Source organism: Streptomyces huiliensis, from assembly GCF_020037025.1.
GTDB lineage: Bacteria > Actinomycetota > Actinomycetes > Streptomycetales > Streptomycetaceae > Streptomyces > Streptomyces huiliensis.
The window spans coordinates 24,766-39,335 of sequence record NZ_JAIQLH010000007.1; the positions used below are offsets into that span (position 1 = coordinate 24,766).

Below are 14,570 nucleotides of genomic sequence, written 5' to 3' on the forward strand. Positions count from 1 at the left end.
TCGTGGCGAACATCAAGTCCCAGATCAAGCGGAACAAGACCAACGAGAAGGCGCGCCTCCGCAACAAGGCCGTCAAGTCCTCGGTCAAGACCGCTGTCCGCCAGGCCCGCGAGGCCATCGTCGCCGGTGACGCCGCCAAGGCCACCGCCGCCGTCGCGCTGGCCGGCAAGAAGCTCGACAAGGCCGCCAGCAAGGGTGTCCTGCACAAGAACGCCGCCGCCAACAAGAAGTCGGCGCTGGCCAAGCAGGTTGCCGCCCTCCAGGCCTGAAGCCTCTCCGGGGCGTGAGCCCCGGCCCCTGCCGGTACCGGAACCAGCGGCCCCTCTACCGCTCCGGAACGGCACCCCGCCGCGCTCGGTCGTTCGCCACGCGGGCGCGGCATGAGCCTGACGGCTCGCCTGAACGAAACCAAAGGCCCCGGTTCCGTCCTTCCCCAGGACGGACCGGGGCCTTCGGCGTACCCGGGTACCCGGGGGTCCGCCGTAGGCTCCCGGTACGCCTCAGGAACGGCTGCGGGCCGCTCGGGCCACCGCGACCACGGCCTTCTCCAGGGCGTACTCCGGATCGTCGCCGCCGCCCTTGACCCCGGCGTCCGCCTCGGCGACGGCGCGCAGCGCGGCCGCGACGCCGTCCGCGGACCAGCCGCGCATCTGCTGCCGCACCCGGTCGATCTTCCACGGCGGCATGCCGAGCTCACGGGCCAGGTCGCCCGGGCGGGCGCCGCGCGGCGCCGAGGCGAGCTTGCCGATGGACCGCACACCCTGGGCGAGGGCGCTGGTGATCAGCACCGGGGCGACGCCGGTGGCCATGGCCCAGCGCAGCGCCTCCAGGGCCTCGGCGGCCCGGCCCTCCACGGCCCGGTCGGCGACGGTGAAGCTGGACGCCTCGGCCCGGCCGGTGTAGTAGCGGGCGACGACCGCCTCGTCGATGGTGCCCTCGACGTCGGCGACGAGCTGGGCGCAGGCGCTGGCCAGCTCGCGCAGGTCGCTGCCGATGGCGTCGACGAGCGCCTGGCAGGCCTCCGGCGTCACGGACCGGCGCGTGGACCGGAACTCCTGGCGGACGAACGCCAGCCGGTCGGCCGGCTTGGTCATCTTGGGGCAGGCGACCTCGCGGGCCCCCGCCTTCCGGGCGGCGTCGAGCAGTCCCTTGCCCTTCGCACCGCCGGCGTGCAGCAGGACGAGGGTGATCTCCTCTGCGGGGGCGCCCAGGTAGCCCTTGACGTCCTTGATCGTGTCCGCCGAGAGGTCCTGGGCGTTGCGCACGATCACCACCTTGCGCTCCGCGAACAGCGACGGGCTGGTCAGCTCGGCGAGGGTGCCGGGCTGGAGCGCGTCCGGCGCGAGGTCGCGGACGTCGGTGTCCGCGTCGGCGGCGCGGGCCGCGGCCACCACCTCCTGCACCGCGCGGTCGAGGAGGAGCTCTTCCTGCCCCACGGCGAGCGTGACGGGGGCGAGCAGGTCGTCGTTCGCGGCTTTGCCCGCGGTGTTCCTGGCCATCGCGTCCAGCATCCCACGCGGGTCGGACACTCCCCTCCGCGGTGGTGCGGGCATCGCGTCCGCGGTGGTGCGGGCATCGCGTCCGCGGTGGTGCGGGTATCGCGCACAATGATCGGGTGAGCAGCGTTCCCCCTTCCTCTGTCGACCGTCCTTCTTCCCCTGTCGACCATCCGTCCCGCTTCCTGCTGGTACTCCCGGACCGGGAGGCCGCCGAGGAGGCGGCCGAGCGGGCCGCCGCCGAACTCCCGGTGGACGGCCTGCCGCAGATCGTCCGCGAGGCGCTGGCCGGAGAGGACGACGCGGAGGACGCGCAGTGGCTGGTCGTGCTGGAGGACCCGGACGGCGTCCTGGACCCCGCCGCGCTGCGCGCGCTCGCCGAGGAGTACGAGGGCTGGGTCGAGGCGGACTGAACCGTCCGCTCCCCCGCTCCGGGGGCCGGTCCCCCGGCTCCGGGCCGGCCAGGACGGCTTCGGCCCGGCCCGTCACCGCCACCGGCCCGTCGCGGTCCGTCCGCAGCACCACGGCGCCCTCCGCCCGCAGAGCGGTGAGCGTCCGCGGCGCGGGATGCCCGTAGGGGTTGTCCGCCCCCGCGGAGACGACGGCCAGCCGGGGCCGCACCCGGTGCGTCAACTCGGCGTCCTGGTGGGCCGAGCCGTGGTGGGCGACCTTCAGCACGTCCACCGGGGGCAGCTCGGGATGCCGTTCCAGGAGGGCGTGCTGGGCGGGTGGCTCGAGGTCGCCGAGGAGCAGGAGGGTCAGCTCCGCCGCGTGGACGAGCAGGGTGACGCTGGCGTCGTTGGGACCGCTCTCCGCCTCGGCCGCCTCGCCCGGGGGCGGCGGCCACAGCACCTCCCAGGACAGCGGGCCGAGACGGCCGCGCTCGCCGGGCGCCGCCGCGACGACCGGGACGCCCGCGCGGCGCGCCTCGCGGCGGACGAACGCGGCCTGCCCCGGCGGCTCCTCGAACGGCGTGCTCTCGATCGTCCCCACCGTCCGGCCGCGCAGCACGCCGGACAGCCCGTCCACGTGGTCGGCGTGGTAGTGCGTCAGCAGGAGGAGCGGCACGGTCCGTACCCCCAGCGCGCGCAGGCAGCGGTCGACGGCCCGCGGCTCGGGCCCGGCGTCCACGACGACGGCCGCGCCGTCGCCCGCCGCGAGCACCAGGGCGTCGCCCTGCCCGACGTCACAGGCCGCGAACCGCCAGCCGGGCGGCGGCCAGCCGGTGACGACCCGGGTCAGCGGGGCCGGCCGCAGGATCGCCACGACGAGGAGGAGCGCGCAGAGCGCGCCGCACCACCGCCTTCGGCGCCTGCGCCGGGGCGTGTGCCGTCCGGGGTTCCGGGCGGACCGGCGGACCGCGTACCCGGCCGCGAGGAGCGCCGCGGCCATCAGCGCCGCGCCTGGCCGGCCGCCCGGCCAGGCCGACTCGGCGCCGGGGAGAGCGGCTCCGGTCCGGGCGACGGCGGCGGTCCAGGAGGCGGGCCACCCCGCGAGCCAGGCGAGGGCGTGTGCCACGGGAGGGGCGAACGGAGCGGTGGCCAGGGCCGCGAAGCCCAGAACCGTGGCCGGGGCGACCGCGAGCTCGGCGAGCAGGTTGCAGGGGATGCCGACCAGACTCACCCGGGACGACAGCAGCACGATCACCGGCGCGCAGGCCGCCTGGGCCGCGGCGGTCGCCGCGAGGGCTTCCGCGAACCTGGCCGGCACCCCGCGCCGGCGCAGCGCCGCGCTCCAGCGCGGGGCGACCGTCAGCAGGGCGCCCGTCGCCAGGACGGACAGCAGGAACCCGTAACTCCGCGCCAGCCAGGGGTCGTACAGGACCAGCACCAGGATCGCCGCCGCGAGGGCGGGCAGCAGGGCGCGGCGGCGGCCCGTGGCGAGGGCGAGCAGGGCGACCAGGCCGCAGGCGGCGGCCCGGAGCACGCTCGGCTCCGGCCGGCACACCACGACGAACCCCAGCACGAGCAGCCCGCCCGCCACCGCCGTCACCCGCAGGGGGATGCCCAGCCGCCCTGCCAGCCCCCGGCGTTCGGCCCGCGCCGCGAGGTGCGCGGGGCCGATCAGGAGAGCGAGCAAGATCGTCAGGTTGCTTCCTGAAACGGCCAGCAAATGAGTGAGGTCCGTGGCGTGGAACGCGTCGTCGAGGTCGGGCGTGATGCGGGACGTGTCCCCGACGACCAGGCCCGGCAGCAGGGCCCGCGCGTCCGGTGCGAGCCCGTCGGTGGCCTCGCGCAGGCCCGCGCGGAGCCGTGCGGCGGCTTCCTGGACCCCGGTCGGCCGGCCGGTCACCCGCGGCGGCCCGGGCCGGACGCGGACGACGGCCGCGATCCGGTCGCCGTCGAACGTGGGCGGCGCCAGGCGCCCGGTCACCCGGAGGCGGGTGGACGGCAGGACGCTCAGCCAGTCCGGCGGGGCGAGGAGCAGGACGGGCGTCCGGACTGCGGTCGCCGTCGCGGTGCCCCGCCGGGTGACCACCACCCTGGTCGCCTCCCCCTCGACGGTGACGGCCGGGGTGGCCCGCGCCGCTCCGCGCACGCGCGGCCGGACCGGCCGGGGGTCCTTGGTCACCGTGACGTCCAGCGTCGCCTCCGCGTACTCCGCCGCCAGCCCCGGCACCGGCCCCCGCCGACCGTCCGCGGCCCGCAGCGCGCCGGCCACGGCGCCGACGGCACCGCAGAGCAGCGCGGCGGCGGTGGCCGCGGCGACGGCGGCGACCCATCGGTGCGCGGCGTGGCGCGGCCGGTGCCGCGTCCGCGGTCGCGCGGGAAGGAGGTGACGTGCCGCGTCGTCCGGGCGCGCGGTGCTGTTGGGGCTCGCCTCGGCATCGAGGCTCGCGCTGCCGTCGAGGCGTCCGGTCCCGCGCGGGCGCGTGCCCTCTTCAGGGGGCGTGCTCCTGTGCGGGTACCTGCTCCCTCTTGGGCGCAGGGGTCTGGGTGCGCGCGCCGGACCCTCGGTGGTGACCGCCCGGCAAGGAGGCGCGAGTCGGTCAGCGGGTGCTGTTCCGCCCTCGGCCGTCAGGCGAGCGGGGTGCGTCGGGTGGGCTTCAGGGGCGGCCCCTTTCAGGTGTGTCGCTGAGGGAAGGTGTGAAGTCCCGTTCCGGCACGTCGAGCCGTCGGGCGGCGTCGATCCGTCGACGTGCGCGTGCTCGCCGTGGTGGGCCGGTTCCGTCCGCCGCCCCGGTCCGTCGGGCTGTGGGCGGAAGGCGGGTGTGGCGGTCGGCCGGCCCGGGTGTGCGGTCTTCGGGTGGGGTCTGCCGGTGGGGTGAGAGGGAGGGGTGGTTTCTCTTCTGTATTTCACCGCGATGGCGGCGGCCACGGCGGCGAGGAGCAGGGCTGCCGCGCACAGCGCGGTGACCGTGGTCGCGTCCGCCGTCAGAGCGGCGGCGGCTCCGGCCCAGGTGGCGAGTGCCGGCACCATCAGCCGGAGGTCGGCGGGATCGGCGGGGACGGTGGAGTCGGGGGGCGGGGGCTCGGGCCGGGGCGGTGGTGGGGTCGGCGGGTCCGTTCCGGGGAGTCGGCGGGTTCTCCTCATGGCTGCACCAAGGGGCGGAGGTCGCTGAAGCGGCGGGCTCCGATGCCGTTGACCTGGCGGAGGTCGGACACCGAGCGGAAGCCGCCGTGCTCGGTGCGGTAGTCGACGATGTGCTGGGCCAGGACCGGGCCCACGCCCGGTAGCGCGTCCAGTTGGTCCACCGTTGCCGCGTTGAGGCTCAGTGGGCCGTTCGCGCCTGTTCGGAGGCCGGTGCCCGTCGGGCTCGAACCGGGGGCGGTGGGCGGTGGATTGGGGGGCGTCGGGCCGGTGCCCGGGGGTGCTCCGACGACGATCTGCTCGCCGTCCGCGAGGACGCGGGCGCGGTTGAGCCCGGCCATGTCGACGCCGGGGCTCGCGCCGCCCGCCGCTTCCAGCGCGTCCACGACGCGGGAGCCGAGGGGCAGTCGCTGGATGCCGGGGTGCCGTACCTTGCCCGAGACGTCGACCACCACTCCCCCGGTGCTCGGGGCCGCCGCGCCGGCCGGTGTGGCCGGTACGGCTGCCGCTGGGGCGGGTGGCGGTGCGCCCGGCCGGGAGCGGGCTGACGGCAGGGGCGCCGCCACGGGGGTCTCGCGGACGGGGGCCGGGACGGTTCGTGGTCTTCCCGTCCAGAAGTGGAAGGCGGCGAAGAGGCCGGCGGCGACGAGGACGAGTGCGAGGGCGGCGAGGGTTCTGGTTTCGATGCCGCAGCGGAGTTGGAACCAGAGGGGCAGTCGTTCCTGGAGTGCGAGGCGCCAGCGGGTGGTGCATGGGAGGGGGGCGGGGTTCGCCTCCGCCGGGCGGGGGTTGGGGAGGGTGGTGCGGTTCGTCTCCGTCCGCGGCCGTTCCGTCGTTCCGGTGTGCGTGCCGCGGCCCGGGCCGGATCCTGCTCGGCAGCTTCCGCGAGGGCGGCGGGACGGGCGGCCCGGCGGGCGGTCGGGGCGGGGGGAGCGGTCTCGGGCGGGTCTTGGTGCTGTGGGGTGGGTGGGTGGTGCGGCGTTCATCAGCGCGGAGGCGCGGTCGCGGAGGGCGGTGTCGGGGGTGGGAGCGGGGGCGGGGGCGGGGGCGGGGGCGGGGGCGGGGGCGGGGGCGGGGGCGGGGGCGGGGGCGGCTTCCGGGTGGGGTGTGGCTGCTTCGAATGCTGCCGTCGTGGTCATGGGAGTTGACGGTAGGGGGGTGCGGTGCGGCTTGCTGATCTTGAGTAAATCCCGTGGACAGAGCCGGCGTTGTGGATAACTTCGTCACTCGATCGGTGGGTGGTGGTGATGGTTGCGGTAGGTGGTGGGTGAGGGAGGTTGCCCCAGCCCCGCCCTTTCACCGTTTCTTCGGGGGCTCCGCCCCCGTGCCCCCGATCAGCGGCTGCGCCGCTTCGTCCTCAAACGCCGGACGGGCTGAAGGGCGCCCCCGGCGCCCTGTCGTGCAACTGCGCGTTTCGTCAAAGCACGGCTGCGCCCAGCCCTCCGCAAGCCGCCACCCGGCCGCCGCATAGCCTCCCCGGACCACCGCCATCACAACTGCGGGACCGACCACCCCCTACCGCGCCGACACCACCACCCCCAGCAACCCCGGCCCCGTATGCGCCCCGATCACCGCCCCCACCTCGCTCACATGCAACTCCCCCAACCCCGGCACCCGTTCGCGAAGACGCTCCGCCAGCTGATCGGCCCGGTCCGGGGCGGCCAGGTGGTGGACGGCGATGTCCACGGGGGTGGAGCCGGCGTGGGTGAGGGCGATTTCCTCCAGGCGGGCCACGGCCCGGGAGGCTGTGCGGACCTTTTCTCGTAGGTCGATGCGGCCGTCGACGAGCTGGAGCAGGGGCTTGACGGCCAGCGCGGAGCCGAGCAGGGCCTGGGCCGTGCCGATGCGGCCTCCTCGGCGCAGGTAGTCGAGGGTGTCGACGTAGAAGAAGGCGGCCGTGCCCGCCGCCCGCTTCTCGGCGGCGGCCACCGCCTCGTCGAGTGTGCCGCCGGCCGCGGCCGTGTCGGCGGCGGCCAGGGCGCAGAAGCCGAGGGCCATCGCCACCATGCCGGTGTCGACGACCCGGACGGGGACGGGTGCCTCCCGCGCCGCGAGCAGCGCGGCGTCGTAGGTGCCGGAGATCTCGGCGGACAGGTGGAGGGAGACCACACCCTCGGCGCCGGATTCGGCCGCCGCCCGGTAGGCCGCCGCGAAGACCTCGGGAGTGGGCCGGGACGTCGTCACCGGCCGGCGTTTCTGCAGGGCGTGGGCGACCGAGCGGGCGGAGATCTCGGTGCCCTCTTCGAGGGCCGTGTCGCCCAGGACCACCGTCAGCGGCACGGACGTGATGCCGTGCCGCTCCATCGCCCGCTGGGGCAGGTAGGCCGTGGAATCGGTGACGATCGCGACATGGCGGGACATGAACCGGAGGTTACCCGTACGACGGCGGGGCAAGCAGCCCGGGCCGGAATGGTGATCGTTTCGGATCGCGGAGGCGGTCCTCGGGTCGGCCCGGGGTCAGCTCGTGCTCTCGGGGTGTCCGTTCTTCTGCCACTTCTCCCAGGGGCGGGCGTCCTTCCGCCACCTGTCCCGTCCCGCTATCGCCGGCCGCTCGGGCTCGGGGTCCGAAGACGGGGCCGAAGAGGGGGCCGAGGCCGAAACCGGGGCCGAAGGCGCGTCCGGCGGCACCGCCCCCACCGCCGTACCGGCGGCCCCCTCAGCCTCCTCGGCGTCCACCGGCGCCCAATGCCGCAGCGCCCCCGCCTCCATGCGGATCTGCTCGCTGAGGTCCGCCAGATCGTCGTCCGAGAACCGGCGCGCGCGGTCCTGGGCGGCCCAGCGCAGCGAGTCCGCCGCCTCGCGGATGCGCTCGGTGCGCTCGCGCATCTCGGGGAGGGCGGCGTCGACCCGGCTCCGGCTGGGCTCGGTCTCCAGCCGCCGGAGGTCGTCGTCCAGCTCGTGGCCGTGGGCGCTCAGGCGCTCGAAGAGGGCGAGGGACTCGGAGAGCGACGGGTCGTCGGGCGCGCGCAGGCGGAGCGCCTCCTGCGTGGCCCGCATGGTCGTCCGCAGGGAGAGGCGCAGCTGGGCCACCTCGCCCGCGGCGCCCGGCACGGTGTACTGCCGGGCCTTGAGGCGGGTGTCCTCCACCGTGCGCCGGGCCTGGGTCACCGTCCGGTCCACGCCGCGCTTGACGGCCTTCACGGTGCGGACCGTCGCGACCACGGCGAGGGCGACGAGGACCGCGAAGATCAGGGCGATGATCACGGCCGCGGCTTCCATGGGCGCTCCTCGGCGGGCTCGGGTACGGACGACCGGTCGGCAGGCCGGCGGACGGGCCGCCCGGCGGCGTCCCCCGGCCGGTTCACGGGTTCTTGAGGCACCTCTCCACGGTAAACGGCACGGGCAGGCCGTGGGTTCCCGTGGAACCCCCAACCTGCCCGTAGGGGAAACCCCTGACAAGACCCACACCGGGGCCGAGCGGCTACGCCGGAACGATGTTCACCAGCTTCGGCGCCCGCACGATGACCTTGCGGACCCCCGCCCCGCCCAGCGCCGCGACCACGGCCGGGTCGGCCAGCGCCACCCGCTCCAGCTCCTCCTCGGAGATGGACGGGGCGACCTCCAGCCGCGCCTTGACCTTGCCCTTGATCTGCACGACGCAGATCACGGCCTCGTCGACCAGGTAGGCCGGGTCGGCGACCGGGAAGTCCTGGTGCACCACCGAACCGTCGCGGCCCAGCCGGCGCCACAGCTCCTCGGCGATGTGCGGGGCCAGCGGCGCCACCAGCAGCACCAGCCGCTCCGCCACCGAACGCGGCACCTCGGCCAGCTTCGTGACGTGGTTGTTCAGCTCGGTGATCTTGGCGATGGCGGTGTTGAAACGCAGGTTGGCCATGTCCTGGCCGACACCGTCGATCGTCTTGTGCAGGACGCGCAGCGTCGCCTCGTCCGGCTCGGCGTCGACGACGGTGACCTCGCCGGTGTTCTCGTCGACCACGTTCCGCCACAGGCGCTGCAGCAGCCGGTACTGGCCGATGACGGCGCGGGTGTCCCAGGGGCGGGAGACGTCCAGGGGGCCCATCGCCATCTCGTACAGGCGCAGGGTGTCGGCGCCGTACTCGGAGCAGATCTCGTCCGGCGTGACGGCGTTCTTGAGGGACTTGCCCATCTTGCCCAGCAGCCGGGAGACCTTCTCGCCCTGGTACCAGTACGCGCCGTCGCGCTCCTCGACCTCGGCGGCGGGCACCGCGATGCCGCGCGCGTCGCGGTAGACGTACGCCTGGATCATGCCCTGGTTGTACAGCTTGTGGAACGGCTCGGCCGAGGAGACGTGCCCCAGGTCGAACAGCACCTTGGACCAGAAGCGCGCGTACAGCAGGTGCAGCACCGCGTGCTCCGCGCCGCCGACGTACAGGTCGACGCCGCCGTGCGGCTTGTCCTCGCGCGGGCCCATCCAGTAGCGCTCGGCCTCGGGCGAGACCAGCCGCTCGCTGTTGTGCGGGTCCAGGTAGCGCAGCTCGTACCAGCAGGAACCGGCCCAGTTGGGCATGGTGTTGGTCTCGCGGCGGTAGCGCTTGACGCCGTCGCCCAGGTCCAGTTCGACGTTGACCCAGTCGGCGTTGCGGGACAGCGGGGTCTCCGGCTCGGTGTCCGCGTCGTCCGGCTCGAAGGTGCGCGGCGCGTAGTCCTCGACCTCGGGCAGCTCCAGCGGCAGCATCGACTCGGGCAGCGCGTGGGCGACGCCGTCCTCGTCGTAGACGATCGGGAAGGGCTCGCCCCAGTAGCGCTGGCGGCTGAACAGCCAGTCGCGCAGCCGGAAGTTGACGGTGCCCTCGCCGATGCCGCGCTCGGTCAGCCAGGCGGCCATGCGGGTCTTGGCCTCGGGGACGACCAGCCCGTCCAGGGAGATCTCGGGACCGGCCGAGTTGATGATCTCGGCTTCCTTGGAGTCGAACGAGTCCGCCCACTCCGCCGGGTCGGTGCCCCGGTCGTCCGACGGCCGCACGACGCAGCGCATCGGCAGGTCGAAGGCGCGGGCGAACGCGAAGTCGCGGCTGTCGTGCGCGGGGACGGCCATGATGGCGCCGGTGCCGTAGCCCATCAGGACGTAGTCGGCGACGAAGACCGGGATCCGGTCGCCGGTCGCCGGGTTGACCGCGTACGCACCGGTGAAGACGCCGGTCTTCTCCTTGGCGTCGGCCTGCCGCTCGACGTCCGACTTGGCGGCGGCCTCCTTGCGGTACGCGGCGACGGCCTCGGCCGGGGTGGCGTGCCCGCCGGTCCAGTCCGCGTGGGTGCCCTCGGGCCAGCTCGCCGGAACGACGGAGTCCTCGGTGACCAGCGGGTGCTCGGGGGCCAGCACCAGGTAGGTGGCGCCGAACAGGGTGTCGTGGCGGGTGGTGAAGACGGTGGCCTTCGCCCCCGGGCGGCCGTCGATCGCGAAGTCGACGTGGGCGCCCTCGCTGCGGCCGATCCAGTTCCGCTGCTGCAGCTTGATGGCCTCGGGCCAGTCCAGCGCGTCCAGGTCGTCCAGCAGCCGGTCGCCGTAGGCGGTGATCCGCATGTTCCACTGGCGCAGCTTGGACTTGAAGACGGGGAAGTTGCCGCGCTCGGAGCGGCCGTCGGCGGTGACCTCCTCGTTGGCCAGCACGGTGCCCAGGCCCGGGCACCAGTTGACGGGCGCGTCGGAGGCGTACGCCAGGCGGTACTCGCCCAGAACGTCGGCGCGCTCGGCGGCGCTCAGCTCACTCCACGAGCGCCCGTCCGTCAGCGCGCGCTCCCCGCTCTCGAACTGCGCCACCAGCTCCGCGATCGGCCGGGCCTTCTTCGCGTCCTCGTCGAACCACGAGTTGAAGATCTGCAGGAAGATCCACTGCGTCCACTTGTAGTACTCGGGGTCGATCGTCGCGAACGACCGCCGCTTGTCGTGGCCCAGGCCCAGCCGGCGCAGCTGCGCCTTCATGTTCTCCATGTTGGCCTCGGTCGACACCCGCGGGTGGGTGCCGGTCTGCACCGCGTACTGCTCGGCGGGCAGGCCGAAGGCGTCGAAGCCCAGGGTGTGCAGGACGTTGTGGCCGGTCATCCGGTGGTACCGGGCGGTGACGTCGGTGGCGATGTAGCCCAGCGGGTGACCGACGTGCAGGCCCGCGCCCGACGGGTACGGGAACATGTCCATGATGAACTTGCGGGGGCGCGCCACGACCTCGGCGTCCCCGGCCAGCTCGCCGTCCGGGTTGGGCGCCTCGTACGTCCCGTTCGCGTCCCAGAAGTCCTGCCAGCGTGCCTCGATGTCGGCGGCCAGCGCGGCCGTGTAGCGGTGCGGGGCAGCCACCTCGGCGGCGGTAGTGGTCTCGCTCATCGTCCTCAAAGCTCCATCGATCGTCGTCTCTGCCTGCGGTCGCGCTACGGTCCCCGGATCCTCCACCGGATCCGGAAACGAAAAATCCCCTCGCACAGGAGGGGACGCCGCGCCGATGCCGACCCTTATCGGTCGGGATTGATCAGCGCGGCTCGCTAAGCAGGAGGCGTACGGCACGCATGGAGTCAGGTTACCGCAGGGGCCCCGAGGCCCGCACAGAGCCCGGAGGCCGGTGCGGCGGGCCTCGGCGGCCGTCAAGCGGCCGGGCGCTCCCGCCGAGGCGACGGCGCCCGGCCTCCCCCTAGCGCCGGTGCCCCGGCACGTACGACGTGACGTAGTCGCGCCCCGGCGAGCCCACGCCGGTCACGTCGTCGTAGCCGACCGTCGCCGAGAGTGACCCGTCGTCGCCCATGCTCCGCAGCGACACGGTGGTGCCGCCCTTGGCGTCGACGCCGTTGACGAAGTCGACGCGGACGTTGCCGATGCCCCGGCCCCGGCCCAGCGGGTGGTCGGTGACGTCGTGGTACGCGGCGGTGCCGTAGCGGTCGTAGATGCCCGGGTTGGCGAAGCCGATCGGCACGCCGTGCCGGGCCTGCTGGGCGAGCGCCTGCACGCCGGCGATCACCGGGGCGGCGAGCGAGGTGCCGCCGATGCGGTACTCGCCGTACTTCACGGACTTGTCCGGGAAGGTCTGCGTCTGGCCGACCAGGAAGCCGGTGGTCGAGTCGGCGACCGCCGCGATGTCCGGCCCGACGCGCATCGGCTTGGCCGCGCCGCCCGCCTTGGCGAGCGCGTCGGGGACCACGCCGCGCTGGTAGAAGGGCTGCTCGAAGAGCTTGCTGGTGCCGCCGCCGGCCCCGCCGGTGAACTCACCCGGGAAGCCGCTCCAGGTCCGCCCGTCCTTCGACAGCGGCGCCTTGTGAGTGCCCCAGCCGGTCTCCCACAGATAGCGGTCGCCCTTGCCGACGGCCAGCGAGGTGCCGCCCACAGAGGTCACCCACGGCGAGTTGGCCGGGGTGTCGACCGTCTTCTCGCCGTGCTTGTGGCTGTTGTCGCCGTCGTCGCCGGACGAGAAGTAGAAGCCGATGCCCTCCACGGCGCCCTGCTGGAAGACGTGGTCGTAGGCGGCGGCGATGTCCGGCGTCTCGTGGGTCTCGATGTCGCTCCAGGAGTTGGAGACGATGTCGGCCAGCCGGTTGTCGACGATCTTGTGCAGCGAGTCGATCAGGTCGTCGTCCTGGCAGGAGGCGCCGGCCACGTAGACGATGTCCGACTCGGGGGCCACCGCGTGCACGGCCTCGATGTCGAGGGTCTCCTCGCCGTACCAGCCGGCCGCGTCGCACTCCTCGGGCGAGCCGTGCTTCCAGTCGGCGGGCAGCACCTGGGAGAACTGGCCCTTGCGGTACGGCTTGTCGCCGTTGCGCTTCGCGTACGTCTCGATGTCCTTGGCGATCGTCGGCGAGGCGTACGCGTCGGTGATCGCGACCGTGACGCCCTTGCCGGTGAAGCTCTTGGCGCCGTACGCGGCCCGCAGTTGCTTGCCGGTGTAGCCCTTGATCGCGTACGGGGCGTGGCCGCCGTAGGCCGACGGCAGGCTCTTGTTCACGTTCGAGCCGTAGTACGTCGAGAACGGACCGGAGTTGGCGAAGGCGGCGCTCGGTCCGGGCAGCGTCTCGTCCCGGTGGGCGCGCCGCGGGGCGTCGTCGAGGCCGACGACGGTGAGGACCGCGCCGTGCAGGGAGGCGGGGACGGAGGCGGTCGAGGACGGCGCGTGGTACGTCCGGCCGTCCTTGGCGTAGTCGTGCAGCGAGGTGCCGAACGCCTTCCGCACCGCCGCCGCGTCACCGGTGACGGTGACGTAGTGCTCGTTGGTGCCGGTCACCTTGAGGCCCGCGGACTTCAGCCATCCGGTGACCTCGGTTATCTGCCCCTTGGTCGGGCCGAAACGATCCTTCGCCTGGCGGGCCGTCAGGTACTTGCCGTAGGCGGCGGACCGGGGGTCGGAGACGGCCCGGGCGTAGGCGGCGAGCCCCTTGGCGTCCCGGCCGGCGAGGTAGACGCGGGCGGTGACGGCCTTCTTCGCCGGTGTGGTGCCCCGGTCGGCCGCGGCCGTGGCCCAGGCGGGCTTGGTGCCGGCCAGGGACTGACGGGCGGGCGGTCCGCTGTCGGCACCGGCGGCGGGCGCGCCGAGCGCCAGCGCCCCGGCCACCAGGGGCAGCGCGGCGGCCAGGGCCAGGGCCGCGCGTGCTCCGGAACGGCGGGCCCGGCGAGAACGGCGAGATCTCATAAAACCCCCTGCGATGCGATGAGTCGCGTGTGGTCGTGCGTGACGGCCGCGTCGGAAGCGGCGCGCGCACGGAACGTCACTCTTTCGGCGAACGGTTCATGCAGGGGACATGCGTTCGCCAACAAGCGGGCAAGGAACGGTCATGGACATGCAAGAAGCGGCATGCGAGAAGCGCACGATCACGACGGGGTGGGCACACAACGAAAAGCGGGCCGCCCTTTCGGACGACCCGCTCATCTCCTGTGGAGCTAAGGAGAATTGAACTCCTGACCTCCTGCATGCCATGCAGGCGCTCTACCAACTGAGCTATAGCCCCTTGTTCTGTTGTCGTCACCCGGGCTTTCCCGCCGTTTCCGGCCGGTTCCCCCTGGCGACATCGACTACATTACACGGACCCCCCTGCCATCTGCCAAATCGGTGGTTCCGGTGACCGGTTTCGCCCGATTTGCCCGCCGGTTCCGATCTTCCCGCAGCCGCGTCGGACTCTCAGGCGATCACATCGAGCCCTTACGCGGTAGCGAACGAATAGAACCGCTTCAGAGCGCAGTGCTCGTCGAGCAGCCGCCCGTAGATCGGTTCACCCTCCAGTTCGCGGTAGGTCTCGATGGGGTCGCCTTTTATGATCAGCGCCCGCGCGCATTCGACACACCAGTACTGGTAGTCGGCGTTGACCGGTTCCATGTCGCGAACGATGGGCGTCCCGCTGCCGCACCAGTCGCATTTCCGGCTGTGTGCACCCATTCACTCAGCTCCAGCTGTGGCCGCAGGCCGTGCAGACGTACGAAACACCGCCGTTGTCGCCGAGCACCTGGGCCACCTGGGCGGATCCACAAGCCGGGCACTGGAGGGCGGTCACTCCGGGAAGACCGGGAGATTCGGGAAGGCCGGGAGATCCGGGAAGACCAGGAAGGGCGTCGGTCGTCGCGAACACGCACACCGGCATGTCAGTTTCCCTCCC

General features: G+C 73.6%; 10 protein-coding genes, 1 tRNA gene and 1 pseudogene. 2 read left to right on the top strand and 10 right to left on the bottom strand.

Annotated features, from left to right (window positions below; genetic code table 11):
• Positions 1-2: 2 nt before the first annotated feature.
• Complete coding sequence (gene rpsT, locus JNW98_RS01950; RefSeq protein WP_223766278.1) at positions 3-269, top strand: 30S ribosomal protein S20; 267 nt, start codon at positions 3-5, stop codon at positions 267-269.
• A gap of 231 nt (positions 270-500) precedes the next feature.
• Here rpsT and holA read toward each other — a convergent pair whose 3' ends face one another.
• Positions 501-1,553, bottom strand: a complete 1,053-nt coding sequence (holA, locus tag JNW98_RS01955) for a DNA polymerase III subunit delta (RefSeq protein WP_308015447.1) — start codon at positions 1,551-1,553, stop codon at positions 501-503.
• 128 nt (positions 1,554-1,681) lie between these two features.
• On the opposite strand from holA, the gene JNW98_RS01960 reads away from it, so the two are divergent.
• A complete protein-coding gene (locus JNW98_RS01960) occupies positions 1,682-1,909 on the top strand; it encodes a hypothetical protein (RefSeq protein WP_223766303.1) in 228 nt (75 codons plus the stop codon).
• A 46-nt stretch (positions 1,910-1,955) separates the two neighbouring features.
• Here JNW98_RS01960 and JNW98_RS01965 read toward each other — a convergent pair.
• From JNW98_RS01965 to JNW98_RS02005, 9 genes and pseudogenes are all read right to left on the bottom strand, one after another.
• A pseudogene (locus JNW98_RS01965) lies at positions 1,956-4,181 on the bottom strand (ComEC/Rec2 family competence protein); the annotation flags it as partial.
• An 845-nt stretch (positions 4,182-5,026) separates the two neighbouring features.
• Positions 5,027-6,166, bottom strand: coding sequence for a ComEA family DNA-binding protein (locus JNW98_RS01970; protein WP_223766279.1), 1,140 nt, complete (start codon positions 6,164-6,166; stop codon positions 5,027-5,029).
• Positions 6,167-6,542: 376 nt separating this feature from the next.
• Complete coding sequence (locus JNW98_RS01975) at positions 6,543-7,388, bottom strand: DegV family protein (RefSeq protein ID WP_223766280.1); 846 nt, start codon at positions 7,386-7,388, stop codon at positions 6,543-6,545.
• A 96-nt stretch (positions 7,389-7,484) separates the two neighbouring features.
• Complete coding sequence (locus tag JNW98_RS01980; protein ID WP_223766281.1) at positions 7,485-8,246, bottom strand: hypothetical protein; 762 nt, start codon at positions 8,244-8,246, stop codon at positions 7,485-7,487.
• 202 nt (positions 8,247-8,448) lie between these two features.
• On the bottom strand, positions 8,449-11,325 hold the full coding sequence (leuS, locus tag JNW98_RS01985) for a leucine--tRNA ligase (RefSeq protein ID WP_223766282.1): 2,877 nt from the start codon (positions 11,323-11,325) through the stop codon (positions 8,449-8,451).
• A 301-nt stretch (positions 11,326-11,626) separates the two neighbouring features.
• Positions 11,627-13,612, bottom strand: a complete 1,986-nt coding sequence (locus tag JNW98_RS01990; protein WP_223766283.1) for a S53 family peptidase — start codon at positions 13,610-13,612, stop codon at positions 11,627-11,629.
• Positions 13,613-13,855: 243 nt separating this feature from the next.
• Positions 13,856-13,928 (bottom strand) — tRNA-Ala (locus JNW98_RS01995).
• Between the two features lie 191 nt (positions 13,929-14,119).
• Positions 14,120-14,353 carry a hypothetical protein gene (locus JNW98_RS02000; protein ID WP_223766284.1) on the bottom strand — a complete coding sequence of 78 codons (234 nt, stop codon included), beginning with the start codon at positions 14,351-14,353 and terminating at the stop codon, positions 14,120-14,122.
• A gap of 4 nt (positions 14,354-14,357) precedes the next feature.
• A complete protein-coding gene (locus JNW98_RS02005) occupies positions 14,358-14,555 on the bottom strand; it encodes a hypothetical protein (protein WP_223766285.1) in 198 nt (65 codons plus the stop codon).
• Between the last annotated feature and the right edge of the window lie 15 nt (positions 14,556-14,570).

Bases quoted from the DNA above. Each gene is read 5' to 3' on its own strand.
- holA (WP_308015447.1), bottom strand. From the start codon at position 1,553: ATGCCCGCACCACCGCGGAGGGGAGTGTCCGACCCGCGTGGGATGCTG.
- JNW98_RS01970 (WP_223766279.1), bottom strand. From the start codon at position 6,166: ATGACCACGACGGCAGCATTCGAAGCAGCCACACCCCACCCGGAAGCC.
- JNW98_RS01975 (WP_223766280.1), bottom strand. From the start codon at position 7,388: ATGTCCCGCCATGTCGCGATCGTCACCGATTCCACGGCCTACCTGCCC.
- JNW98_RS01980 (WP_223766281.1), bottom strand. From the start codon at position 8,246: ATGGAAGCCGCGGCCGTGATCATCGCCCTGATCTTCGCGGTCCTCGTC.
- leuS (WP_223766282.1), bottom strand. From the start codon at position 11,325: ATGAGCGAGACCACTACCGCCGCCGAGGTGGCTGCCCCGCACCGCTAC.
- JNW98_RS01990 (WP_223766283.1), bottom strand. From the start codon at position 13,612: ATGAGATCTCGCCGTTCTCGCCGGGCCCGCCGTTCCGGAGCACGCGCG.
- JNW98_RS02000 (WP_223766284.1), bottom strand. From the start codon at position 14,353: ATGGGTGCACACAGCCGGAAATGCGACTGGTGCGGCAGCGGGACGCCC.
- JNW98_RS02005 (WP_223766285.1), bottom strand. From the start codon at position 14,555: ATGCCGGTGTGCGTGTTCGCGACGACCGACGCCCTTCCTGGTCTTCCC.